Genomic DNA, 21,687 nt, shown 5'->3' with positions numbered 1-21,687 from the left:
TCTCGCCGCCACCGGGTCAGCGGCCCGGGGTGTGAGTGAATCGACCATTCCCGGAGCGACCTGCGGCGTTAGGGTCTACAGGGTTCTGAGTCGTTACCTGATCGTCTCCTGGGAGGTGCCACCGTGGCCGCACTGCGCCAGTACCTGGGCGTCTGGCGGATTCCCGGGGCGCCGCTGCTGCTGCTCCTCGGTGTCGTCGGTCGCCTCGGCATCGGGATGACGCCGCTGGCGTTGCTGCTGGTCGTGGAGCAGGTCACCGGCCGGTACTCCCTCGCCGCCGTGGCCGGCGGCATCTACGCCCTGTCCGGTGCCGCGCTCAGCCCGGTCGCCGGCCGGATCGCCGACCGGGTCGGCCCCACCCCGGTGCTGCTGGTCACCGCCGTGGCCCACCCGCTGGCCCTGTTGGGGCTGCTCGGGGCGAGCCGCGCCGATGATGCTGACGTACGCCTGATCTATCTGGCGGCGGGGCTGGCCGGGGCCACCTACCCGCCGCTGACCGCCGCGATCCGGGGTGCCTGGAACGACCTGACCGCCCCGGCGACCGGCCGCTACCAGCTGCGCAACACCGCGCTGGCCGCCGAGACGTCGCTGTTCGAGGTCGTCTTCGTGCTCGGTCCGCTGCTGGTGGCCGGGTTCGTCCTGCTGGCCGACGCCGCCGCCGCACTGCTCGGCGCGGCCGTGGTGACCCTGGTCGGCACCGGCGGGGTGGCGCTGGGGCGGGTGATGCGCGCCTGGCGTCCGCACGCCCGCGAGCACCACGCCCGAGGGCTCGGCCCGCTGCGGGTGGGCGGGTTCCCGGCGCTGCTGGTCTGCGTGGCGAGCCTCGGCATCGCGTTCGGCGCGGCCGGGGTGATCGTGCCGGCGTTCGCCGGCAACCAGCCCACCGACGACCCGCAGAGCCTGGCCGGCCTGCTGCTCGCCGTCTGGGGGGTGGGCAGCGCCGTGGGCGGTTTCTGGTTCGGGGTACGCCGCCCGGCGGCCAACATGACCCGCCAGTTCGCCTGGCTGCTCGCGGCGGTGGCCGGCACCCTGGCGATCTTCGCGGTGATGCCCGGCCCGGTGTCCCTCGGCATCGCCCTGGTGATCGGCGGGGCCACCATCGCCCCCGCGTTGACCCTGGAGAACACCCTGGTCGGGCGGATCACCCCGACGGGCATGCTCAACGAGGCGTACACCTGGGTGGTGACCATGTCGGTGGCGGCGAGCGCGGCCGGCGGCGCGGTGGCCGGCCTGATCGTCGACCACGCCGGTGGGGTGCCCTGGGCGTTCCTGTTCGCCGCCGGGGCGGTCGGCGTCGGGGCCGCTGTCGCGGCCCTGCCCGGCGGCCCGATCGCCCGCGCCGAGGCCGCCGCCGTCCGCGCCGAACACCCCGTCACCGTCTGACGGTGTACGCGTCGGGCGGCCGTCCCCGTCGGGGGACGACCGCCCGGTCTGGTGGCGTCTGTCTACCGGGTCAGCGGTAGTTGGTGAACTGGAGGGCCACCCCGAAGTCCTCGCCCTTGAGCAGCGTGATGACGGCCTGGAGGTCGTCCTTCTTCTTGCCGGTGACCCGGAGCTGGTCGCCCTGGATCTGCGCCTGGACGCCCTTCGGGCCCTCGTCGCGGATCTTCTTGCTGATCGCCTTGGCCTTCTCCGACTCGATGCCCTGGATCACCTTGGCGTCGATCTTGAAAATCTTGCCCGAGGAACGCGGGTCCCCGGCGTCCAGGGACTTCAACGAGATGTTCCGCTTGACCAGCTTCTCCTTGAACACGTCGAGGGCGGCGGCGACCCGCTCCTCGGTCTCCGCCTGGAGGCTGATCGCCTCCTCTCCCGACCAGGAGATCTCGGCGCCGGTGCCACGGAAGTCGAACCGCTGGGCAAGCTCCTTCTCCGTCTGGCGAAGGGCGTTGTCGACCTCCTGCCGGTCGACCTTGCTCACGATGTCGAACGACGGGTTCGCTGCCATGCTGATGCTCCTGCTTGTCCGGCGGTCTGTCAGGGTCGTCGCGGTGCTGACCAGCCCCACGACCCTCTGACGGTACCCGGTTGCCATACCCCCGGGGGCGACCGCTATCCTTGCTCCGCTGCCGCGTTGCGACGCGGTGGTGTGCCCTGGCGGGTTGCCCGAGCGGCCAATGGGAGCGGACTGTAAATCCGTCGCGAAAGCTACAGAGGTTCGAATCCTCTACCCGCCACCAGGAGCACGAACGGCCCTGTGAACAGCAGAAACGCTGACCACAGGGCCGTTCTCGTTGATCTAGCCGAGTCCAGTGCGGTCTAGCCGTCTACGAGCCTCCACGGGAACATGGCGGGAACGCTGATCTTGGCCGTAGGGCTCGGTGCTGACGGATGTTCGGCTGCGAGACGGTGGCTAGTGGACGCTGTTACCGCCCGACGATCCGGATCTCATCAGCTCCGTACGTCTCGACTTCGCCGGTGGCTCTGGTGAGCACTGCCGTGCCGATGCCGGTGTACGCCACCGTGTCTCCTGGCCCGAGGATGACGTCTTCGACTCGGTCGACGGTCCGGACATAGGTGGAGCGCGGGTGGCCTGGCCGCTGTTCGACGACCACCAGGCCGTTACTCTTCAGGGAAGCGATCACGGTCCGGACGGTGGTTCGGCTGACGCCGTAGCCCTGGGATAGATCCGTCTCGCTGGGGAGTCTCGACCCGGCCGCGTACACACCTGCCGCGATTTTGCGGCGGATGTCGTCGGCAATCTGTCGCCAGATCGCCCGCTCTGGGTCGAAGTCGAGCACATATCTGACGCTAGGTGAACACGTACGAACCTAGGTCTGTACGTACCAATCTACGTAACGTACGTTGGCCTCTATCCCGCTGTGCTGGTCGTGGAGGATCCGAACCCGCCCCGGTGCGGCGGTACCCCTGCCCGGCCGGTCTCCTCCGACACCGGTCGGGCAGGGCCACCACAGGGAGGGAAGAGCATGCCTCTTGATCCACGGGCCTTACCTCGCCTCCAGCCCCCGACGCCGGGTGAGGAACTGCTGATCAGCCGGGAAGCGTCGGTGCAGTTCGCGCGGACACCGGCCTTCGTGTTCCGGGTGATCTCGGTCTGCCCCCGGCCCACCTATGACGGCTGGGCGTGGGTAACCGGCTACCAGCTCGACGGCCAGGGCCAGGCCGTCACCAAGCGGGAGATCTTCGTACGGTTGGCGGGCCTCAAACGGGTCCGCCGTTCTGATGGGCGCCTGACGTCGGGCTCGGCTTTCGTGTCACGGCCGAACACCCGGTGGACACCGCCACAGCAGCGCCTTTGACCTGACCCCGACCAGCCACGCAGCCGGCCCCTGGACGACCACCCCGCCCACCGCGGCACCCCACCCCCTTCCCAGGTGCCGGTTTTGAACTGACCTGGACAGCGGTAGGAGCTGGCACGGGGGGTCACCAGCTCGGGCACCGCGACCACCGCCCCCATGCTCGGGGCTTGCCGGTCGTCCCCCGCGCGGCATTCTCGGAGCCCAGCTCCGGCGGCGGCCCGTCGTAGCGCCGGGGTACACGGGGGTTGTCCGGCCGGCGTCGGGCGCTGCACGTACCCGGGTATCCCGCGTGCGTCCGGCCCGCCCGGCTGCGGCTGTCGATCGCTCCTCTTGCTACGCCGTGCGCCGGGGCGTGACCGGCCGCCAGGCCGCACGCGCGCCCCGGCGCGAACACGGCGGCGGGCCGCAGGCCCGCCCTTGACCAAGTAAAGAAAGTCTGAACACACTACGCTCCGACCACGCGCTACAGGCGACAAACCACCGCCGTAGCGTCGTCCCGGTGCTTATACCTCGGCCAGATCAAACCATCGGGATCACGGTCCTCAAATTCGCGGGTGGATGCAATCAGGGCGGACGGGCCTTGCTCGTAGGCGAAGGTCAGTAGCTCCGGCCAATCCATCGCACTGAAATCGGTCACGAGAAGAGCGGCACCATCTGACAGCAGGGCAGCGCCGCGTACCTCTTCCACAACTCCGGACATCGCATGTGCAGCAGCCGACGGGTCAACCTGCGCCACCCAGTAGCCACCGGGCCGATTTCTCACCTGTTGCTGCTCGCGAATCAGGGTAAATAGCGCCGCCTTGTCACTCTTGTCTCTGCCGGAACTAGCGGCTTGTGCACTATCAGAGGCGAAGGCGTTAACCGACTTGTCCTGTACCACTACCGGCCCGCCGCTGACACGATCAAGCGCTATCACGGAGTCCGACAGAACAAGATACTCCAGCGAGTCTCCGACATTCCTCACCATTGCTACCGTCGAGCACGGGGAACCAGGATGGGCGAGGTCGCAGGAGTCGCGATGCATGGCTGCCACGGCATCGATGGACTCCGCCAACACCTCCTCCAAGCCTCGACCAGAGTTGCCCGCGAGCCACAACAGCTTGCATCCGAGCTGGTGCACGTACCAGGGCGTCCCATGTACGCAGCCCGTCTCCGGCGCCTCCGAGAGTCCGTCGAGGACTACGGCAGTGCTCGTCGTTGCTCCGGCCCAGTCCTCGTTTCTGCCGTCAGGACGTCCGGATTCACTAGCTACGCTTACGTGCACTCTTCCTCCCGGGCTGATGGATTGGTGCCAGCAGTTCCGCTCGCTGAATCTGGCGTGACTCGGGGTCCCATTCGCACTCGACAAGGCATGACCAACGGGTAGCTTTCACATCCCGATAAAGGTCGTTTAGCCCCTGTTCAAGATACATTGCCGCACCCTGACCGCCTGGTGCATGAATTCCAGCCATATAAAGCCAGTAACCCCGTCCGTCCGGCCTCGGCAGGCGACCCAGATAGGCATAGTCACCGGGCTTACCCGAATCCTCTGGGGAACGGTACTGACGTCCGGTCGCCTTATCGTAGAGATACCAACCATCGGCATCTTTGTCGAATCCGTAGCGCTCATCCGCTGCAAGCATTTGCGCAATCAGCGGTGACCGTCGCGGACCACAGATCACCACCAGGCCCTCACGGTTAAGATCAATTAGGCCGGGAGGGACGATGTACTCGACCTCGACGGGTTCCAGGCCAGTACGGCGAACGGTACGGTTAAGGATCTCGATCGCGGCTGCGTGCTCCTGGTGCACGACCGGACGCCCGGACCCGCTCTCCTGCTTGGTGTCGACTGCGAACGTCACGGTCGACCCCTCGGAGAACAGGATGCGCTCTGGGGCCCTCTTCGGCGCGGCGCTGAGCTGTGACAGCCGTGCACGGCTAACGCCCGCCTTGTCAGCAATCTCTGTCAACGTCATGCCTTGACTGCGCAGATAGTCCACAGCATCGCGGCGCAGCTTGCCGAACTCAGCGATTGCAGCCTGATAGTCGGCCATCGCCTCAGTTGCCAGCCGAACCCGCTCCAGAGGGTCCGAGGTCTCTCTAGCCTTCCGCAGCTCTTCCACACGCTCTCCCTTCCAGGTGTTGAGGCCAGTCTAGTAAGGGGGGTTACGAAAGGCTAGACGAACCCCTTGACGAAGGCGGGAGCCCGGCTTACGGTTGTGGCGTAAGGGGGGCTACGGAAGTGGCTCAAAGCCTCCGCGAGCCTGGGGAGACGCTGCGTTAGCCCTGCTCAGGGCTCGCATCCAAACCAACGATGTCCGACCACCAAAGGGTCGATCGAAGGAGAGAAGTCCAGATGCGGAACATCCCTGTGAACCTGTCCGGCTACAAGCTGCGGGTGGTGGAGGAGCCGTCGGTCAAGGCGGATCAGGAGGGGAAGGTGATCACGGCTTACGGCACGAATGACCCGCTGTTCACGGTGGCGGTGTTCGCTAAGCCGGTGGCGACCGAGGACGGCTACCGGGGCAAGGGCGAGGAACTGAAGATCACGCTCTCGACCGAACCGGGCGCTGTCGAGGAGGGTGAGCTGGTCGAGCTGATCGGGCCGACGGTGTCGCACTGGGAGCGCGACGGCCGGTCGGGTCTGACGTGGAAGGCCCAGGGCCTCAAGACCGCGCGGTGATCAACCGGTCGCGTTTCTGATCTTTCGCCCCGCCCCTGTTTGGTGGGTGACCCGTTCGAGTCGGGTCGGGGCACTTTGTCGGGGCAATGGGCCGTCTGTCGGTTCATCCTCGGCTGCATGTTCATTGACAATTCCACAGTGGATAGAACCTTGCCTGAAACAGGTTGATATCACCATTCGACAAATTGAGGGGAGGTTATCATGTCTGATTTCGATTTGACGCTTATCGGGTTGCTGATTCTGTCGGTTTCGGTGAACGTCGGTTTGATTCGTCGTGAGACGCGTCGGTGGCGTCGGATGTGGCGTCTGACGGGCCGGGAGTGACCGCCTGGTCGGTGGTTTCCATCCCTCCCGGGTGCAGGGTTCCCGGGGGTGGGTGGTGCCCACCGATCGTGTGGGCTTCCGTGACCGGAAGGAGCAAGTGTGGATTTGGTGCCGGAGATGGTGAAGTCGATGACCGGCCGGCGGCGGTATGAGGCGCTGGTCGGCAACGTGCAGGGCTTGGCGATGCTCCTCGACGGGGTGAAAAGCCTGATCAAGTCGTGTGAGCCTCCGCCGGGGACGCTGTACCAGTTCGCCGCGCGGATCGAGGACCTGGAGGACGCGCACCGGCAGGCGGTGGAGTCGCTGCGGTCGTTCAGCGTGCGGGTCAAGACGTATGAGGCGGATCTGATCGCCAAGCCGTGGAAGGTGAATTGATGTCGTACCGGGTCACTGACACCTATGACGGGGTTGATCAGGCGATGCTCCTGATGCGCCGGTCGATGAAGGGAATGCCGGAGCGGTACCGCTACATGAAGCACTACGACGAGTTGCGTCGGTCGGTGGCGGTGCTGCTGCTCCTCCTCGAAGAGGCCACGCCGTGGCTGGAGGAGACCGACAAGGCGAAGCGGGCAACGACGCTCGCCAGGAAGATGCTCGAAGGGGTCCGCTGACCGACATTTGTTCGACGGAAAAGGCCCGGGTTGGTAATCCGATCCGGGCCTTTTCTATGCCCAAAACAGTAGCAATGGAATTGCATTCCAATTGGTGAAGGTAGGTGCGGAATGGGTAAGCGTGTTCGGGGTTGGGAATGGCGTGTGGCGGGGTGGGCTGCCAGGCACCCGGGGTTCGTGGCGGCTCCGGCTGCTCTCGGCGCGGGGATGCTGGAGTTCGGGCCGGCGACCACGGGCGGCGTGATGGCCGGTGCGATCGCGGCCGGGGTGGGCTGGTACCGGGGTCACCCGGACTCCTGGGAGCTGGTGGCGGCCCCCCGGTTGCGGGCGGTGCGTCGGCGGTGGCTGTCGCGGGCCTACCTGGGGCCGTGGTGGAGCCGGGTGGTGGAGGCGTGCAACCTGGTCACGGTCCACCGCACGACGGGCGTGATCAACGTGCCCCGGATCATCCGCATCCGCTCGCACTCCCCCTCCACGGAAACCGTCTACGTGCGGCTGCTGCTCGGGCAGACGCCAAAGATGTGGGAGGAAGCCGCCGACGCCCTGGCGGTCGCGTTGCAGGCGGAGCGGGTCGGCGTCGAGCGGGTCCGCCCCCAAGTGATCGCGCTGGTGGTGCAGCGGTCGGAGCCGTTCACGCAACCGATCATCCCGCCGGACCTCCTGGGCGACTCGGACGCGGTGGACCTGTCCCGGGTGTACCTGGGTGAGACCGAACACGGCACCGACTGGGTCGCGCCGTTGCTGGGTCAGCACTGGCTTGTCGGTGGGGCCTCCGGGTCGGGGAAGAACTCGGTGACGTGGATGGCGTTGCGGGCGTGCGCGCCGCTGATCCGTGACGGCCTGGTCCGCCTGCACGTGGTCAACCCCAAGGGCACCGAACTCAACGCCCTCCAGCCGGTCTCCCACCGGTACGCCGAGACCGACGCCGACATCGTCGAGGTCATCCAGGGCTTCTGGACCACCATGCAGGGTCGCAAGAAGGTGCTCGCGGAGCAGGGTCGGCGGACCTTCGTCATGTCCCGGGACACTCCGCTGGACGTCCTGGTCCTCGACGAGCTGGGCGCGGTGACCGGCTACGGCGACCGGTCGTTGACCAAGGGCGCTCAGGCCGTTCTGCCGCTGATCCTGTCGCAGGCTCGCGCGTTGGGCGGCAGCGTGGTCGGCGCGCTTCAGGAACCGACCAAGGACGTCATCCCGCAGCGTGACCTGTTCTCTCTGCGGGTGTGCCTGCGGACCACGTCGGCCGGGCACGTCGACATGGTCCTCGGTGAGGACATGCGCCGCCGGGGAGCGCTCGCTGATGAGATCCCGAACGTGCCGGAGTCGGCCGGGATCGGGTTCGTCGTGAAGCAGCGTTCCCGTACCCCGGTGCGGGTCCGGGCCGCGTACTGCGATGACTCCGACATCGCGGAGCTGGTGCGCGTCGCCGGCTGGCCGGTGTCCGAACTCGCCGCAACGGGGCAGCGATGAGTGACATGCCGGAGGGCGCCAAGCCGGCTCGTCCGCCTCGGCCGGTGCGGAAGCTGAGCAAGCGTCTCGATGTGGCGCGGCAGCTTCACGACCTGGAGCAGGATGCCGCCGCGCTCGACATCGTCGACATCGAACGCCTTCGGGTGTCCGTGACCCGGTCGCTGTGGCTGTTCCTGGCGGTCGGGTCGGTGTTCACCACCACCGGCGTTCAGGACTTCCTGGCCGGGAACCTCACCCCGGCCGACCCGGTGTGGTGGGGCTGCTGGGGCGTCGAACCGTGCCTGGTCGGGATTCTCATCACGATCCTGCGTTGGGAAGCGGCCATGATCGCCCGGAGCATCGACATCGACTCCGGGGCGGTCGACTGGCTCAAACGGTTCCTTCTCGGCTCGACGCTCGTGATGAACGTCGTACCGGCGCTCTGGCCCCGGGAAGGCTCGATCAGCGCTGGCATGCTCGCCGCGCACATCATGGTGCCCGTCCTGGTGTTCTTCCTCGCCGAAGTCATGCCCATCGTGCAAGCACGCTGCACTCAAGCACGCCGGGCCGTCGTCCTGCCCAAGCCCGAGACCAGCGAGCCCGAACCCGCCATGTCGGCTGCGGCTGCGGTGGTCAACGTTCCGACCGTTCCGGTCATGCCGACCCTCACCCCTACCCCCGCCCCGGTTCCGGTTTCTCGGGCAGAGACTCCGCCTCCGGCTCCGGCTGCGGTGGTGGAGCTGGAGGGGCTGGGCATCCCGGCCGCAATGCAGGCGCAGATCCGGCAACTCGTCGCGGACTCGCCCGCCCCGGTGACGGCCGTCGACGTCCAGCGCGCCACCCGCCTACCGCTGCCGATCGCGGCCCGGGTGGTCGACCGGCTCACCCCGGTCACCGCCAACGGCTACCAGCACTGACCTTCTCCCACCGGTTCCCCCTGGTCCTGCCGCGCTCCTTCCTACAGGCGCGGCAGGACCACCGGCCCCCTGAACGGAGACCTACCGTGTCCTACCTCTCCTCGCTCACTCTCGCTCTCGGCCTGCTCCTGGCCGTCGCTCTCGGCCTGGTCCTCACGCGCTACCGCCGAACCGTGGTCCGCGTGACCGCCCTCCACACCGAGCTGACCACCCTCCGGCAAGCCCTACTGCGCGACCCACTGACCGGCCTGGCGAACCGGCCGGGACTCACCCAGGCGTGGACACGCCTCGCCCCCGCCCGGCCCTACGTGGCGGTGATCGACCTCGACGGGTTCAAACCCGTCAACGACAGCCACGGCCACGCCGCCGGAGACATCGTGCTCACCACCATCGCCGCCCGTCTCCGCACCATCACCACCACGGCAGCCCGACTCGGCGGGGACGAATTCGCCATCCTCCTCGAAGGGCCCGACCCGACCGCCATCGCTCACCAACTCGCGCGAACGATCGCCGCCCCGATCCCGCTCCCCACCGGCATCACGGTCACGGTCACCGCCAGCATCGGCCTCGCCCCCACCACCGGTGACCTGCCCGCCGCTCTCGCGGACGCCGACGCGGCCATGTACCGAGCCAAGACCACCAATGCCGGGGTGGTGCTGTTCGACCCCCACCGGGACGACCACACCACCCCGACTCCGGACACCCGACCTGCCGTCCGGGTTCGCGACCTGAACCCCATCACGGTCCCCAGCCCCGCTGACCTTCTCTGACTCTCCCTGGCCCGCCGTGCTTCTCGATCCCGGGGCGCGGCGGGCTCTGCATCCGGAGGAACCTCATGTCATCACCACCCCGTGCGCCTCAACGGGTGCACGACCCTGAGGCGGCCCTGTCCCGGTGGATGCGGTCGCCGGCGTACAAGGAATGGCGGGCCGGCGTCGAGAGCGTCAAGGGCTGCCTCCAGCCGGTCCGCCTCGTCGGCAAGTGGGAGGTCCGCCACCTCGGCACCGGGGACCTGATCGCCTCCCGGCAGGGCCGGGTGTGGGCCTCCTGCGGCACCCGCCGCGCCGCTATCTGCCCCACCTGCGCCGACCGGTACGCCGCCGACGCCTGGCACCTCATCCACGCGGGCATGTCCGGCGGCAAGGGCGTCCCCGACACCGTCGCCCGGTCAACCCGCCTGTTCGTGACCCTCACCGCCCCGTCGTTCGGCGCGGTCCACAACCGGCCCGGCAAGCGACCCTGCTCCTGCGGACGCTGGCACCCCGAAGGGCATCCGCTCCTGGGCAGCCCGCTCGACCCGGGCACCTACGACTACACCGGGGCGGTGCTGTGGCAGGCACACAGCGGCCAACTCTGGCACCGGTTCACCATCGCCCTACGCCGGGCCGTCGCCGCCGCCGGTGGCCTCACCGTCCGCGCCTCCGGAGCACACCTACGGATCTCCTACGCCAAGGTCGCCGAATACCAGCGGCGCGGCCTGGTCCACTTCCACGCCGTCATCCGCGCCGACGGACCCTCCGGCCCCGACTCGACACCCCCCGCCTGGCTCACCCCCGACGTCCTCACCGACGCGGTCCGCACCGCGGCTTCCTCCGTCGAGCTGGACACCGCACGACCCGACGGAACCCCGCTGGCCCTCCAGTGGGGCAAGCAGGTCGACGTCAAGGACATCACCGCCACCGACATCGACGTCACCAACGACAACGACGACGGCGACCAGGTCGTCAACGACACCCGCCTCGCCGGCTACATCGCCAAGTACGCCACCAAGGGCACCGGGGCCACCGAAACCGGAGACCGGCGCATCCGCTCCCAGGCGCACATCGGCTTGCTGCGGGTGTCCGACCACCACCGGGCCATGATCCAAACCGCCTGGGACCTCGGCGGCCTCGACCAGTACACCGATCTCAAGCTGCGCCACTGGGCGCACATGCTCGGCTTCCGAGGCCACTTCCTCACCAAGTCCCGCATCTACTCGACCACCTTCAAGAACCTCCGGGCGGAACGTCAGGCCCACCAACTCCGCACGGCACTGACCGACGCCGGGCTGCCCGAGGACACCGACGTCCTGGTCGCCAACGACTGGCAGATCCTCGGCATCGGCTACGACACCCCCGAGCAACTCGAACTCGCCACCGCCATCGGTGACCGCATCCGCACGGCACGACAGCAAGCCAGAAAGGACGATGGTGATGGGAGTCGATAACAGTTTGCTGACGGTATCTGAGGTGCTGAAGGAGCTGCGAATTCCGCGCTCAACCTGGTACCTGTGGCGACAGACCGGCAGGGCTCCGCGTGTCTACAAGCTGCCGAATGGTGAGCTGCGGGTGCGTCGCTCGGTGCTGGAAGCCTGGCTGAGTGACTTGGAAAGCGAAGCGGCGTGAAGAGCTTCGAGGTTCGGATCTGGGACATTGGCAAGCGCACGATCCGGGGAAAGGTGTGGTATCGGGTTCGTTGGACGGTGCAGGGTGCGTCCCGACTGTTCGAGGAGCTGTTTCAGAAGAAGGCGCTTGCTAGCTCCTTCCGCGCAGAGCTGGTCAAGGCTGCCAATGACGGCCAGCCGTTCGACACCGAGACTGGTCGGCCGCTGGCTGAGGTGCGGGCACGTAACGCTGTTACCTGGTACGTGCACGTCCGTGAGTACATGGACCGCAAATGGCCTCGCTTGGCCGCGAAGTCACGTCGAGGGACGGTCGAAGCGCTTACCGATGTGACGCTTCTCCTGGTCGGGTCGAAACGGCGCAACCGTCCCGACATGGCCGTGCTCCGTGAGGCGCTGTACCGCTACGCCTTGATTCCCCGGAGTTGGACTGAAGAGGTGCCCGCGTCGCACGCTGATGCCTTGGCCTGGATCGAGGGTTCCTCGCTGCTCATCACCGAGTTGGAAAGTCCGGCTACGGTGCGCCGTGTTCTCGACGGGTTGTGCCTCAGACTTGACGGCAAGCCTGCGGCTGCGAGCACGGTCCGCCGTAAGCGGGCGATCCTCTACAACGCGATCGGGTACGCGGTCGAGCTGGGTCGTCTGGACGCTAACCCGATCGACCGTATCCAGTGGACTGCCCCTGAGGTTGCCTCAGCCGTCGACCGGCGGGTGGTCGCCAACCCGACCCAGGTCGTTGCGCTCTTCGACGCAGTGGCGGCGCTCGGCAACCGGGCCGACCGGGTGACCGCATTCTTTGGCTGTCTCTACTACGCGGGTACTCGTCCTTCGGAAGCTGCTGACCTGCGCCGTTCTGATTGTGAGCTGCCGGGCCGTTGCGTCATCTGCGGTGACGGCCTGGTCGACGTGACCGTCTCGCCGGCCGGCTCGTGCCAGCACGAGAAGATCGAGTACGGCTGGGGCAGGATCACCCTCACCGGTACTGCGCCCAGGGCCGGCAAGGCGTGGACTGACGATGGGCAGCCTCATGAGCGGCGCGGCCTCAAGCATCGGGCGCGCAATGACACCCGTCCGGTGCCGATCCCGCCGCCGCTCGTCGCGCTCCTGCATCGGCACATCACCGAGTACGGCATGGCCCCGGATGGCCGACTGTTTCGAGGTCTGCACGGTGGGCCGTTGTCCGAGTCCGTCTATGACCGTTGGTGGAAGCTCGCGCGGGAGAAGGCGCTGACCCCCGCTCAGGTCGCCTCGCCTCTGGCACGCCGCCCGTACGACCTGCGCCACGCGGCTGCCTCGCTCTGGCTGAACGCTGGCGTCCCGGCTACCGAGGTCGCTCGTCGACTGGGCCACAGTGTCGCCGTGTTGCTGCGGGTCTACGCCAACTGCATCGACGGGGGAGAGGATGGAGTTAACGACCGGATCGGTAAGGCGCTCAGTTGAGGTGTTCCCGCTGCGGGAGCATCGCGGGAACACGGGGGGTTGAGTGCTCATGATCGATGCAAAGTGGCTGCTCAGGGGCGGTGTGGTTCCCAAGATCGTGCGTTCCCTGTAAATCCGTCGCGAAAGCTACAGAGGTTCGAATCCTCTACCCGCCACCAGGTGCACAAAGAAGCCCCTGACCAGCGTTAACGCCGGTCAGGGGCCTCTTTCGTTGGTTGCGCTCGGTCTCACCGAGGACCCTTCGAATGGCCACGGTGAGGGTCCGAATGCAAACGTGTCGCTCCCGTTCAAGCTCTACCTGCTGAGCGGGGAAGGGGTCCTCGGCTTCTACCCGGTGGTGGAGCGCACCCTCACCATCAAAGGGTGAGCCGATGGCGAGCTATGACCTGGTGGGGCAAGGACGTGCCGCTCTTTCACTATGCCGTGACCGACGACGACACGTCCGACGGCACACAGTTCGTCGAGGTTGCCCGCCAGTGGTCCGACTCGGTGTGGTCGACCATCGGTAGGCGTTGCCCGGGATCTGCTGGCCGGCGGTGAGGACGTACCGCCCACCGGGGCCGCGTCGGGTGACGAAGAGCGGCCCGCCGACTGAGGTTGCCCGGCACCTGGGCCACGGCGTCGCCGTCCTGCTCCGGGTCTACGCCAACTGCATCGACGGGGGAGATGACATCATGAACGACGAGATCAGCGATGCGCTCGCAGATGCGCCGGCGGTTCGACCCGGCAGAGGTGGGACTCGGGATCAATAGAGAGTGCGGTGCACCGTCGATCGAGAGCGGCTTGACCAGGTGGGGACACTCGTAATCATGTGGCGGCCATGTGTAGCTGGCTCGGCGTCGAGAGTTTCAGGTCAGGCAGGCGGTACACGGTGAAGGTGCAGTCCGCCTACGGTCGGGGGGTGGCAACGGCGGGTGCCCGGAGCCTTGCACCAATACGGCGATATCGAGACTGCGCCATATGGTTGACGCTCATTCCTCTGCTTCTGGCGCTGGTACTTGCTGGCTGCGACCCAGAGGGAGAGGGTAAGGGCAAGGTCAAATACAAGCCTGCGCTGCTGCCGGTGGCCCTGACAGTCGGTCCGGATGGCGTTGCGGTTGAGGGCGAGGCGAGCATCGTCACCCCGATCGGCGAGTTCTCGATCGGAGCGGAGTACTCCCTCCCACCTCGAGATGGAAGCACGATCTACGTCTTGCTTCGGGATCGCAAGAAGGGTGCCACCGGGTTTGACAGGGTGTTCAAGGTCCAGACCGGACGCGACCAGCTCACCGTGGTCGTGAACGGAACCACCACCATCCAGGTCAAGGATGGCCAGGTGTTGATCGACGTCACCGGCGGCGCCGTCAAGAAGATCCAGTTCAAGCGAGTGGATCAAGCGAACGTGAAGGAAGGTGGGGACTCGTACTGGTCCAGCATCGGCGCGAAGTGGAGTCGGGGTTGGGACTCCTCCCTCTACAAACCCTTCGTGTTCACCCGCTGGGCATACGACGACTCGACAATCGACAAGTGGTGCGGCCTGGGGTTTGTCTGGTTCCTGCTGCGCTTGGCGCTCACCCTCGTGCTACTGCTCGTAGATCTGGTGCTGAGTTCGGTCTTCTTGCTGGCGCAGATCGCCTATTTGATCTTCGGCTCGACTGGACGGAACGTTGTCTGGGGGATTGCCATCCTGCTGGCGGTCGTCACGGTGATCCGCAGGTTCCTCTACTACTGATTTGGACGTTCTGCGCGTGGCAGATGGTGGGCGGCCAGCACCTCCAACCGTGCGGCGGGATGAGAAGGAGCAGGTCAGCACACCTGACGCGGCCAACATCACGAACGCCCTGTGGATCCGTCGCGAAAGCTACAGAGGTTCGGATCTTCTACCCGCCACCAGGTGTACGAAGAAGCCCCTGACCAGTGTCAGCGCCGGTCAGGGGCTTGCTTTGTCAGTCTCGCTTGCGTCTCACTCCGACCGGGTCGACCCAGCCCACCGTGTCGCACACGTGTCACCGTTCGATCATGTTCGCCTCAGGAGTGAAGCCCGATCCGTCGGCTGCCTGTCGGTCGGGAAACCGGGTGCACCAGGCCAGCGTGGCGTCGTCGTACGCCTTGGCGCGCGGCCACCGTCTGCCCTGCGGATCGCCGGCCTCTGCCGTCCGGACCCGCCGGATGATCCCGCTTGGCCCTTCCGCAGCGATGAGCGCGAGAACTGCCGGCCAGTCCGCCAGAGCGAACTGGTCCATGATGCGGCTGGCGCCGTCACTGAGCAGGACGGCACCCCTGAGTCCCGAGACAGGCCGGCTCCCGGTCAGCGCTTCCGCCGCCACCCCCGGATCGTCGGCGGCGACCCAGAACCCGCCGGGCCGGTTGCGATGGACGCGCATGGTTTCGATGTATTCGCGCAGCGACCGGTCGTGTTCTGGGCTCCCGTTCGGGGTGGCGTCCATCGCGGCGCGGTAGCGGCTGCCGACGGCGTCTACCCGCCCGTCGCTGACCACCTCGGGGGCGTTCCCGGCGTGGTCGAGGACCAGCACGGAGTCGGCAAGCGCGAGGTAGTCAGCGCGGTCGTCGTTGATCCGAAAGATGGTGACGGTTGCTGACGGACTGCTCGGGTCACTGATGTCGCAGGTGTCCCGGTGCGCGTCGGCAACCTGCGCGATCGCCTGACCGAGGATGGCGGTGAGGTCTTGGCCGTCGTCGGCCGCCAGTTGGGCGAGCAGCGCCCCGCCGAGCCGGCGGGTATACCAGGCGACGCCGTGAAGACAGGTCGATGTGGTGCCGGACAGGCCGGCACCGTCGAGCAGGACGACGGCATTCGGTACGGCACCGGTGAAGTCTTCGTTGGGCTGGTCGGGCTTGGCCGGGCTGGTTGCCATGACGACCTGCATCAGCGTCCTCCATGCGGTTCAGAGCCGATGATCCGATCCGACGGCGAGTATCGGTGGCCGGCTTCGACTCGGTGACCATCAGGACGGGCCGGCCATTCCACCCACCCGGGTACGAGGATTGCTGATCGATGTGAAGTGCGGGTTATCCGATTTCGGTGGACTGTCGTCGGGTCAGGGTGACCCCGGCGAGGACCAGGGCGATTCCGGCCACGATCGCGGTCGTGACGGCCTCGCGGAGGATCACCCATCCCAGAATCACGGCGACGACGGGCAGCAGGTAGGTGACCACCGAGGCGGCGGTCGGCCCCTCGTCGTCGATGATGCGGTAGTTCAGCAAGTAGGCGGCCCCGGTGCCGAGCACCCCGAGGACTAGCAGGCTCGCCACCGCGTCGAGCCGCCACACCGGCGACTCCAACCCGGCGAACGGCAGCGCCGGGACCAGCAGAACGGTGGCCGCGCCGAGCTGAGCGGCCGACAGCATGAGCGGCGGGATCCCGCGCCCGGTCAGGAAGCGGCCCATGTAGACGTAGCCAAGCCCGTAGCTGGCGGCTGCGGCGAGGCAGGCGAGGCCGCCCCAACTGGCGATCTCGCTCGCGGACTCCCACGGCGAGAAGATGACCACGACGCCGATGAACCCGAGGGCGAAGCCGGCGGCCTTCTTGACGGTGACGGCCCGGTCGACGCCGACGAGGAATGCCAGCAGCAGCGTCCACAGCGGCGTGGTCGCGTTCAGCACCCCCGCCACGTTCGACCCGATCGTCTCCTCCGCGACGCTGAACAACAGGTACGGCACGGCGTTGGCGACCAGGGCCGCGACGAACAGGTGACCCCAGAGCCGCCCCTGCCTCGGAAAGCGGAGTCCCCGGGACAGCGCGATCGGGGTCAGGACCAGGAAGCCGAGCAGGAGCCGGGCGAACACGATCTGCACCGGGTTGAAGCCGCGCAACGCGAGCTTGATCCAGAGGAAGCCGGAACCCCACAGCAGCGCGAGACCGGCCACCCGGGCGATGCCTGCCCGGGTGACCCGTTGACGTTCAGTCTTCAACGGGCATCTCGTAGTCCAGGCCGTTCACGTCGGCGCGCATGACGAACCGGGTCACCTCGAAGGCTCGTCCATCACCATCGAGACTCGTGTGCAGCAACTCGATCACGGGTACGCCCGGTGGGATCGAGAGCCCCTTCACCTCTTCCGGTGTCGGCATCCGGGCGCTCAGCTCCTCCCGGATGCGCGCGATCGGGTAACCCAGATCCTCGAACCGCTGGTAGATGCTGCCTCGGCCGAGCTTCTTCTCGGTCGCCAGTGGTGATCCCTCGACCACCGTGGTCGGGATGTAGGTCACGCCGACCTGCATGGGCTCGTCGTCGGCGAAGTACCAGTTCTCCCGCCGGATGACCTCTTGGCGGGCGTCGAGCCCCAGCCGCTGGGCGACCTCGGCTGGCGGCTGCACGGTGGTCACCGACCGGCACTCAGTGTGCGGGGTGCGTCCCTGCCGTTCCACCTCGATGCGGAACGGTGAAAGCCCGGTCTCGTTCCGCGCCCGGCGGGAGTACCGGTCCCGGCCCATCCTCATCAGCGGACGCCGCAGGCGTACGAACACGCCTCGGCCGTGTTGGGCCTGGGCGAGGCCCTCGGCCTGCAAGATGCCCAACGCCTCCCGGGCGGTGTTGCGGGCCGTGGCGTATCTGGCTGCCAGATCGCGTTCGGAAGGTAACTGGTCGCCGTCGCCGAGGTCACCGCGCATGATCGCGGCCCGTAGCTCCTCGGCGATGCGGCGGCTCGGAGGCTGCCGCTCCTGCTGGTCACTCATCGGATCACCACTCCTCAAGGTGGTACCCAGGCTAGCGCAACTGGCTCAAGCCAGCTATTGACAGCCTGCCACCCTTCATCGAAGCTGGCTTAAGCCAGTTGCCGCCAATGTCGGTCCTGTCGTGAGCCGGTCTTGGACTCAGGCCGTTCGGAGGGCCAGGCCACGCCGCTGGCAGCCAAGCAACCCGGGGTCCTCGCCCCCTTGCCTGTGGAGGTGTGATGTCCGGCACTCATCGTCGATGTGGTTGGTTCTCGTCCTGGCGGTCTCGAAGGCGCTCACCGTCGCGCCCCGGCCGTCACAGCGCCCCGACGGGCCCGCCCAACGCCGCTGCCCTGCCCACGCCGTGGTGGTCGGTGGAGGTGACCCGCGAACTGCCCACCCTGCGGTGTGCCCCACTGCTGACGGTGGGCCAGGCACGCCGGGGTAACGGTGGGCGGTGGCGGCGATGACCCGTACCAGTAAGCCGACCACCAGCCACCCGCCGTGGTGTACCCCCGAGCGCTGCGGTTTCCTGGTCCCGCCGGTGATGCCGCACATGGCCCGCCGGCACCGTGGCCCGATGCTGCGGGTCGGTGAGAGTCGGGCGAGTGGCCTCGTCGTCACGTACCTCATCAGCGCGGAAGTCCCGGGTGCGCCGCTCGTCGGGGTGCACGCGACCTGCCGGGCTGGCAACGCCTGGGCCGAGTTGTCGCTGCCCCAGGCCGCCGAGCTGGCGGACCAGTTGCGCGACCTGCTGACCCAGGCCGCCGACCAGGGTGATCCGGGCCGGGGCGACGGTGGCCCGTTGGGGGCCGATCGGGTCGCCGGTCAGGGTGACGGCCGTCCGGGGGCCGGCGATGAGTGAGGGTGGTCGGCCGGTCGTCTGTCCGGTGTGGTGCCGGGGGTGCGGGCCGAACGACCCGATGCACCGGGGGTTCCTCGCCACCGTGGGGCGGGAGCGGACCGGCTGGGTGAGCCTGCAACTGCTCGTCGACCGGTTCGTCCGGCGCGAGGCGGCGATCAAGCTCGACGCGACCCGGTACGGCGCCACCCAGGCCGTGTTGCTGTCGCTCGGGCAGGTCGACCGGCTCATCGAGGAGCTGACCCAGGCGCGTCGGCTGATGCGGGCACCGGGTGGCCGGGCGGGGGAGGGGCGGTGACCGTCGGCCCGCAGGGTCGGGCGCCGGCGGTGTCGGCGAGGATCGCGGGATGTCCGACGACCGCTTCATGCGCATCCACAGCCCCGAGTTCCAGGCGATGGCCGCGAGGGTGCTGCGGGCCACCGAGCTGACCTCCCGGCTGAACGTGCTGCCCTTCGCCGACGAGGCCGGCCGGGCGGAGCTGTTGGCGCAGCTCCTCGGCCGGCCGCTGCCGGCGCGGGTCACCATCTATCCGCCGTTCTACACCGATCACGGTCTCAATCTGGAGATCGCGGAGCGGGTGTTCATCAACCAGAACTGCACGTTCCTCGACTACGCCGGCATCCGGCTCGGCGAGGGCGTCATGGTCGGCCCGAAGGCCACCTTCATCACCCTCGGCCACCCGGTCGACCCCGTGCAGCGGCGGGAATGGCTGACCGGTGCGCCCATCGACGTGGCGGAGAACGTCTGGATCGGGGCCGGCGCGACGATCCTCCCCGGCGTCCGCATCGGCCGGGACGCCGTGGTGGCGGCCGGCGCCGTCGTCGCCGACGACATCCCGCCCGCCACCCTGGTCACCGGTCCCAAAGCGACGGTACGCCGCCAGTGGTGACCCCCACCCGCCTTGCCGGTGGGCCGGGGTGACCTCACCCGCCCCGCCCGGGGGCCGATGTGGCGGTATTCAGGCTGGCCGGATACCGCTACGTCGCCTCCCCTGAGTCGATCGTGGGTCCCGCTCCGCCCCCGTGGCGTCGGTTCCGTCACGCAGCCCGTCGCGGCCGGGTCGGTCAGCGGCCGTCGCGGTCGGGCCGCGCCGACTCCGGCGTGGCCTCGTGGCCGGGCATGCCGTGGGTACGCCGCCGCTGCTTCATCTCCGCCTCGTAGAGGTGCCGCCGGCCGCCGGCCAGCGTGTCCCGGGCGTACCGTTCGATCTCCTGGAACGTGGCGTAGTAGCCGTCGTCGAACTCCTCCACGATCTGGAAGGTCCACCGGCCGGGCAGCAGGTTGCGCCCCAGCAGCTCGTGTTCGACCCGGTCTGCCACCTCGTCGTGCCCGGCCCCGCGCAGCAACTCCACCACCTGGTCCAGGGTGAGATCCGCGCCGCCGACGAGCTGGTGCGCGGAGTAGAGGTGCCCGCGCACCCGGTGGATCGTCTCCAACGCCTCACTCAGCTTGCCCAACGCCTCGACCGTCGCGTCGTCGACTCCCGCCGGGCGCGCGTGCTCCTCGTCCATCGCACCGTTCTGACCTGCCATAACCCCCGACATACCCCCAAACCATCCCAGGTATCCCCTGGTCCCGGTGCCAGCAGCACGGCCGGGGTGGCCCGCAGGAACACCGCAGACCCCGGGGGCGGTCGTTCAGGCGGGGGTGATGGCTCAGCCGTTTCCCGCTGTGCCGCTGATCAGCCGCCGCGCCTCGGCGACCACGTCCGCATCGACTCCCGCAGCCGCATCGCCCGGGTACGGCTGCCCGTCGTGGACGACGGCCTCGACGATCTCGTACGCGTACTCAAGGTCGATGAGCCCGGCCGCCAGCGGAGTCCCGTCCCAGGTGATGAACCCGTACGCCCAGGAGGTGAGGGCGCGGGCGGTGATCGTCCGGTCGAGCAACCGGCGGGCCATGATCCGGACGGCTTCGTCCTCACCCGCCCGGCTGCCCTGCGGGAAGAAGGTCAGCGAGAGTTCTGCCAGCGCGTCGCCGAGCCACCGACGCAGTTCGTCGCTCTCGCTGCCCGGAGTGGGCGAAATGCCGGCCAGGATCCGGAGTGTCGGGGTGTCCACACCGGCCACCAGGCAGTCGCAGGCGGCCCCGATCACCCCGGCCGGCGTGCCCGACCCGATGCTCCACAGGACGGCGGCCTCCTGGAGACGGGTCAACGCATCGTCGGGTCGCATCGGCACATGGTCCGCTGTCCGGCCGACGATGTCTCGGGGATAACGCCCACGACAACCCATCGCACCGTTCGCGGTCGCGCGGTGGCGCGGCTTCCCGGCCGAGCGGTGACCCGGCCGGGCGGTGGCGCGGCCTCGCGGTGGCGCGGCCGGGCGGTGACCCGGCCGGGCGGTGGTCCGGCCGGGCGGTGGTCCGGCCGGGCGGTGGTCCGGCCGAGCGGTGGTCCGGCCGAGCGGTGGCGCGGCCGAGCGGTGGCGCGGCCGGGCGGTGGTCCGGCCGAGCGGTGGCGCGGCCGGGCGGTGGTCCGGCCGAGCGGTGGCGCGGCCGGGCGGTGGTCCGGCCGTACCCTCAGTCCGCCAGTCGGAACGCCAGCTGCGTCTGCCACGTGCTCCGGTCTGGGTCGTCGTCCGGGCCGAGGTGGAAGATCTCCAGCCGGCAGCCCCAGCGCTCACCCGCCGCGGTGTCGCTGACGTCCCAGCGCAACCCGTTGCGCTCCGCCCACTCCAGGAACGCCCCGGTCACCGCGACCAGTTCGTCGGGGTCGCCGACGTGGGTGGTGGTGAGGTAGCGGCCGGCCGGCAGCACGCCGGTCCGCATGGGCGTCTCGACGGTGATCTGCGCGTCGGCCGGGACCGGTACGCCCGCCTCGACCTCAAGCTCCCGCGCCATGTCGATCACGTGGTAGCGCAGGAAGTCCGGGCCGGCCGGGGTGATCCCCTGCGCCGCCAGCCAGCCGAACAGGTCCGACAGGGCGTCCGTGGCCTCGCCGATGGTGCCCATCGTCACCGTGCGTCGGATCCCCACGTAGGGCTGGACCGCCCGTTCCTCGATCACCGGCGTCACCGGTGTCTGCGATGTCATGGATTCACGACACCATCGGGGTGCGACATCACGGGGTCCGACCGCCTCTGGCGGGTGTTTCGCCTGCTCGCGCCGGCTCGCCACCGTTAGCGCG

Annotated in this window: 24 protein-coding genes, 1 tRNA gene and 2 pseudogenes; 17 read left to right on the top strand and 10 right to left on the bottom strand. The window is 68.3% G+C overall.

The features are described 5' to 3' along the window. The first annotated feature begins 123 nt into the window (after nucleotides 1-123). Entirely contained in the window at nucleotides 124-1,383 is a 1,260-nt protein-coding gene (locus JQN83_RS17745; RefSeq protein ID WP_208568241.1) for an MFS transporter, read from the top strand. A gap of 70 nt (nucleotides 1,384-1,453) precedes the next feature. Here the strand turns inward: JQN83_RS17745 and JQN83_RS17740 are convergent, their stop codons facing one another. After that, nucleotides 1,454-1,948, bottom strand: a complete 495-nt coding sequence (locus tag JQN83_RS17740; RefSeq protein WP_091242112.1) for a YajQ family cyclic di-GMP-binding protein — start codon at nucleotides 1,946-1,948, stop codon at nucleotides 1,454-1,456. A 148-nt stretch (nucleotides 1,949-2,096) separates the two neighbouring features. Between JQN83_RS17740 and JQN83_RS17735 the strand changes: the two genes are divergently transcribed. After that, nucleotides 2,097-2,180: transfer RNA gene (locus JQN83_RS17735), tRNA-Tyr, on the top strand. A 186-nt stretch (nucleotides 2,181-2,366) separates the two neighbouring features. On the opposite strand, the gene JQN83_RS17730 is transcribed toward JQN83_RS17735, so the two are convergent. Next, nucleotides 2,367-2,741 carry a winged helix-turn-helix domain-containing protein gene (locus JQN83_RS17730; protein ID WP_208568240.1) on the bottom strand — a complete coding sequence of 125 codons (375 nt, stop codon included), beginning with the start codon at nucleotides 2,739-2,741 and terminating at the stop codon, nucleotides 2,367-2,369. A gap of 186 nt (nucleotides 2,742-2,927) precedes the next feature. Between JQN83_RS17730 and JQN83_RS17725 the strand changes: the two are divergent. Next, nucleotides 2,928-3,200 (top strand): annotated as a pseudogene (locus JQN83_RS17725) (hypothetical protein); the annotation flags it as partial. A 523-nt stretch (nucleotides 3,201-3,723) separates the two neighbouring features. Here the strand turns inward: JQN83_RS17725 and JQN83_RS17720 are convergent. Continuing rightward, entirely contained in the window at nucleotides 3,724-4,326 is a 603-nt protein-coding gene (locus JQN83_RS17720; RefSeq protein WP_208568238.1) for a hypothetical protein, read from the bottom strand. Between the two features lie 178 nt (nucleotides 4,327-4,504). Beyond that, nucleotides 4,505-5,362 carry a sigma-70 family RNA polymerase sigma factor gene (locus tag JQN83_RS17715; protein ID WP_208568237.1) on the bottom strand — a complete coding sequence of 286 codons (858 nt, stop codon included), beginning with the start codon at nucleotides 5,360-5,362 and terminating at the stop codon, nucleotides 4,505-4,507. A gap of 233 nt (nucleotides 5,363-5,595) precedes the next feature. Here JQN83_RS17715 and JQN83_RS17710 point away from each other — a divergent pair, with 233 nt between their 5' ends. The 11 genes and pseudogenes from JQN83_RS17710 to JQN83_RS17660 all read left to right on the top strand — a co-directional run bounded on the left by JQN83_RS17710 (nucleotide 5,596) and on the right by JQN83_RS17660 (nucleotide 14,754). Further along, a complete protein-coding gene (locus JQN83_RS17710) occupies nucleotides 5,596-5,922 on the top strand; it encodes a hypothetical protein (RefSeq protein ID WP_208568236.1) in 327 nt (108 codons plus the stop codon). Nucleotides 5,923-6,345: 423 nt separating this feature from the next. Next, nucleotides 6,346-6,621, top strand: coding sequence for a hypothetical protein (locus tag JQN83_RS17705; protein WP_208568235.1), 276 nt, complete (start codon nucleotides 6,346-6,348; stop codon nucleotides 6,619-6,621). After that, nucleotides 6,621-6,857, top strand: a complete 237-nt coding sequence (locus JQN83_RS17700; RefSeq protein ID WP_208568234.1) for a hypothetical protein — start codon at nucleotides 6,621-6,623, stop codon at nucleotides 6,855-6,857. The genes JQN83_RS17705 and JQN83_RS17700 overlap by 1 nt, the downstream gene beginning before the upstream one ends. Before the next feature lie 381 nt (nucleotides 6,858-7,238). Continuing rightward, nucleotides 7,239-8,327: an FtsK/SpoIIIE domain-containing protein gene (locus tag JQN83_RS17695; protein WP_208568324.1), complete on the top strand. Its 1,089-nt coding sequence runs from the start codon at nucleotides 7,239-7,241 to the stop codon at nucleotides 8,325-8,327. Beyond that, on the top strand, nucleotides 8,324-9,223 hold the full coding sequence (locus tag JQN83_RS17690) for a hypothetical protein (RefSeq protein ID WP_208568233.1): 900 nt from the start codon (nucleotides 8,324-8,326) through the stop codon (nucleotides 9,221-9,223). Before JQN83_RS17695 ends, JQN83_RS17690 begins: the two co-directional genes overlap by 4 nt. 86 nt (nucleotides 9,224-9,309) lie before the next feature. Continuing rightward, nucleotides 9,310-9,993, top strand: a complete 684-nt coding sequence (locus JQN83_RS17685; protein ID WP_208568232.1) for a GGDEF domain-containing protein — start codon at nucleotides 9,310-9,312, stop codon at nucleotides 9,991-9,993. A 128-nt stretch (nucleotides 9,994-10,121) separates the two neighbouring features. Then, entirely contained in the window at nucleotides 10,122-11,429 is a 1,308-nt protein-coding gene (locus JQN83_RS17680) for a replication initiator (protein WP_208568323.1), read from the top strand. After that, nucleotides 11,410-11,607 carry a helix-turn-helix transcriptional regulator gene (locus JQN83_RS17675; RefSeq protein ID WP_208568231.1) on the top strand — a complete coding sequence of 66 codons (198 nt, stop codon included), beginning with the start codon at nucleotides 11,410-11,412 and terminating at the stop codon, nucleotides 11,605-11,607. Before JQN83_RS17680 ends, JQN83_RS17675 begins: the two co-directional genes overlap by 20 nt. After that, the gene (locus tag JQN83_RS17670) at nucleotides 11,604-13,043 is read left to right on the top strand and encodes a tyrosine-type recombinase/integrase (RefSeq protein ID WP_307799386.1); all 1,440 of its coding nucleotides are present in this window, start codon (nucleotides 11,604-11,606) and stop codon (nucleotides 13,041-13,043) included. Before JQN83_RS17675 ends, JQN83_RS17670 begins: the two co-directional genes overlap by 4 nt. Nucleotides 13,044-13,282: 239 nt before the next feature. Then, a pseudogene (locus JQN83_RS17665) lies at nucleotides 13,283-13,583 on the top strand (GntR family transcriptional regulator); the annotation flags it as partial. Nucleotides 13,584-14,007: 424 nt separating this feature from the next. Continuing rightward, entirely contained in the window at nucleotides 14,008-14,754 is a 747-nt protein-coding gene (locus JQN83_RS17660) for a hypothetical protein (RefSeq protein ID WP_208568230.1), read from the top strand. Nucleotides 14,755-15,028: 274 nt separating this feature from the next. Here the strand turns inward: JQN83_RS17660 and JQN83_RS17655 are convergent, their stop codons facing one another. From JQN83_RS17655 to JQN83_RS17645, 3 genes are all read right to left on the bottom strand, one after another. Next, a complete protein-coding gene (locus tag JQN83_RS17655; protein ID WP_208568229.1) occupies nucleotides 15,029-15,910 on the bottom strand; it encodes a protein phosphatase 2C domain-containing protein in 882 nt (293 codons plus the stop codon). Nucleotides 15,911-16,052: 142 nt separating this feature from the next. Further along, a complete protein-coding gene (locus JQN83_RS17650) occupies nucleotides 16,053-16,955 on the bottom strand; it encodes a DMT family transporter (RefSeq protein WP_208568228.1) in 903 nt (300 codons plus the stop codon). Next, nucleotides 16,945-17,718: a GntR family transcriptional regulator gene (locus JQN83_RS17645; protein WP_208568227.1), complete on the bottom strand. Its 774-nt coding sequence runs from the start codon at nucleotides 17,716-17,718 to the stop codon at nucleotides 16,945-16,947. Before JQN83_RS17645 ends, JQN83_RS17650 begins: the two co-directional genes overlap by 11 nt. 445 nt (nucleotides 17,719-18,163) lie before the next feature. Here JQN83_RS17645 and JQN83_RS17640 point away from each other — a divergent pair, with 445 nt between their 5' ends. Genes JQN83_RS17640 through JQN83_RS17630 form a run of 3 tightly spaced genes read left to right on the top strand, consistent with a single transcriptional unit; the run spans nucleotide 18,164 to nucleotide 19,449 of the window. Next, nucleotides 18,164-18,562, top strand: coding sequence for a hypothetical protein (locus JQN83_RS17640; RefSeq protein WP_208568226.1), 399 nt, complete (start codon nucleotides 18,164-18,166; stop codon nucleotides 18,560-18,562). 58 nt (nucleotides 18,563-18,620) lie between these two features. Beyond that, on the top strand, nucleotides 18,621-18,857 hold the full coding sequence (locus JQN83_RS17635) for a precorrin-4 C11-methyltransferase (protein WP_208568225.1): 237 nt from the start codon (nucleotides 18,621-18,623) through the stop codon (nucleotides 18,855-18,857). A 49-nt stretch (nucleotides 18,858-18,906) separates the two neighbouring features. Continuing rightward, nucleotides 18,907-19,449 (top strand): DapH/DapD/GlmU-related protein, encoded by a 543-nt coding sequence (locus JQN83_RS17630; protein ID WP_208568224.1) that lies wholly within the window; start codon nucleotides 18,907-18,909, stop codon nucleotides 19,447-19,449. 175 nt (nucleotides 19,450-19,624) lie between these two features. On the opposite strand, the gene JQN83_RS17625 is transcribed toward JQN83_RS17630, so the two are convergent. The 3 genes from JQN83_RS17625 to JQN83_RS17615 all read right to left on the bottom strand — a co-directional run bounded on the left by JQN83_RS17625 (nucleotide 19,625) and on the right by JQN83_RS17615 (nucleotide 21,593). Beyond that, on the bottom strand, nucleotides 19,625-20,071 hold the full coding sequence (locus JQN83_RS17625) for a hypothetical protein (RefSeq protein WP_208568223.1): 447 nt from the start codon (nucleotides 20,069-20,071) through the stop codon (nucleotides 19,625-19,627). 144 nt (nucleotides 20,072-20,215) lie between these two features. After that, nucleotides 20,216-20,734 (bottom strand): hypothetical protein, encoded by a 519-nt coding sequence (locus tag JQN83_RS17620; protein ID WP_208568222.1) that lies wholly within the window; start codon nucleotides 20,732-20,734, stop codon nucleotides 20,216-20,218. A gap of 346 nt (nucleotides 20,735-21,080) precedes the next feature. Further along, entirely contained in the window at nucleotides 21,081-21,593 is a 513-nt protein-coding gene (locus JQN83_RS17615) for a GyrI-like domain-containing protein (RefSeq protein WP_208568221.1), read from the bottom strand. Nucleotides 21,594-21,687: the final 94 nt, after the last annotated feature.

It is taken from the genome of Micromonospora antibiotica, assembly GCF_017599305.1.
Lineage (GTDB): Bacteria > Actinomycetota > Actinomycetes > Mycobacteriales > Micromonosporaceae > Micromonospora > Micromonospora antibiotica.
This window is presented reverse-complemented; position numbering and strand designations above follow the sequence as displayed.

Excerpts from the sequence above, each read along its gene's own strand:
- JQN83_RS17645 (WP_208568227.1), bottom strand. The coding sequence starts at position 17,718 with ATGAGTGACCAGCAGGAGCGGCAGCCTCCGAGCCGCCGCATCGCCGAG.
- JQN83_RS17690 (WP_208568233.1), top strand. The coding sequence starts at position 8,324 with ATGAGTGACATGCCGGAGGGCGCCAAGCCGGCTCGTCCGCCTCGGCCG.
- JQN83_RS17615 (WP_208568221.1), bottom strand. The coding sequence starts at position 21,593 with ATGACATCGCAGACACCGGTGACGCCGGTGATCGAGGAACGGGCGGTC.
- JQN83_RS17630 (WP_208568224.1), top strand. The coding sequence starts at position 18,907 with ATGTCCGACGACCGCTTCATGCGCATCCACAGCCCCGAGTTCCAGGCG.
- JQN83_RS17710 (WP_208568236.1), top strand. The coding sequence starts at position 5,596 with ATGCGGAACATCCCTGTGAACCTGTCCGGCTACAAGCTGCGGGTGGTG.
- JQN83_RS17675 (WP_208568231.1), top strand. The coding sequence starts at position 11,410 with ATGGTGATGGGAGTCGATAACAGTTTGCTGACGGTATCTGAGGTGCTG.
- JQN83_RS17635 (WP_208568225.1), top strand. The coding sequence starts at position 18,621 with ATGCACCGGGGGTTCCTCGCCACCGTGGGGCGGGAGCGGACCGGCTGG.
- JQN83_RS17640 (WP_208568226.1), top strand. The coding sequence starts at position 18,164 with ATGACCCGTACCAGTAAGCCGACCACCAGCCACCCGCCGTGGTGTACC.
- JQN83_RS17620 (WP_208568222.1), bottom strand. The coding sequence starts at position 20,734 with ATGCGACCCGACGATGCGTTGACCCGTCTCCAGGAGGCCGCCGTCCTG.
- JQN83_RS17655 (WP_208568229.1), bottom strand. The coding sequence starts at position 15,910 with ATGCAGGTCGTCATGGCAACCAGCCCGGCCAAGCCCGACCAGCCCAAC.
- JQN83_RS17700 (WP_208568234.1), top strand. The coding sequence starts at position 6,621 with ATGTCGTACCGGGTCACTGACACCTATGACGGGGTTGATCAGGCGATG.
- JQN83_RS17740 (WP_091242112.1), bottom strand. The coding sequence starts at position 1,948 with ATGGCAGCGAACCCGTCGTTCGACATCGTGAGCAAGGTCGACCGGCAG.
- JQN83_RS17680 (WP_208568323.1), top strand. The coding sequence starts at position 10,122 with ATGCGGTCGCCGGCGTACAAGGAATGGCGGGCCGGCGTCGAGAGCGTC.
- JQN83_RS17625 (WP_208568223.1), bottom strand. The coding sequence starts at position 20,071 with ATGGACGAGGAGCACGCGCGCCCGGCGGGAGTCGACGACGCGACGGTC.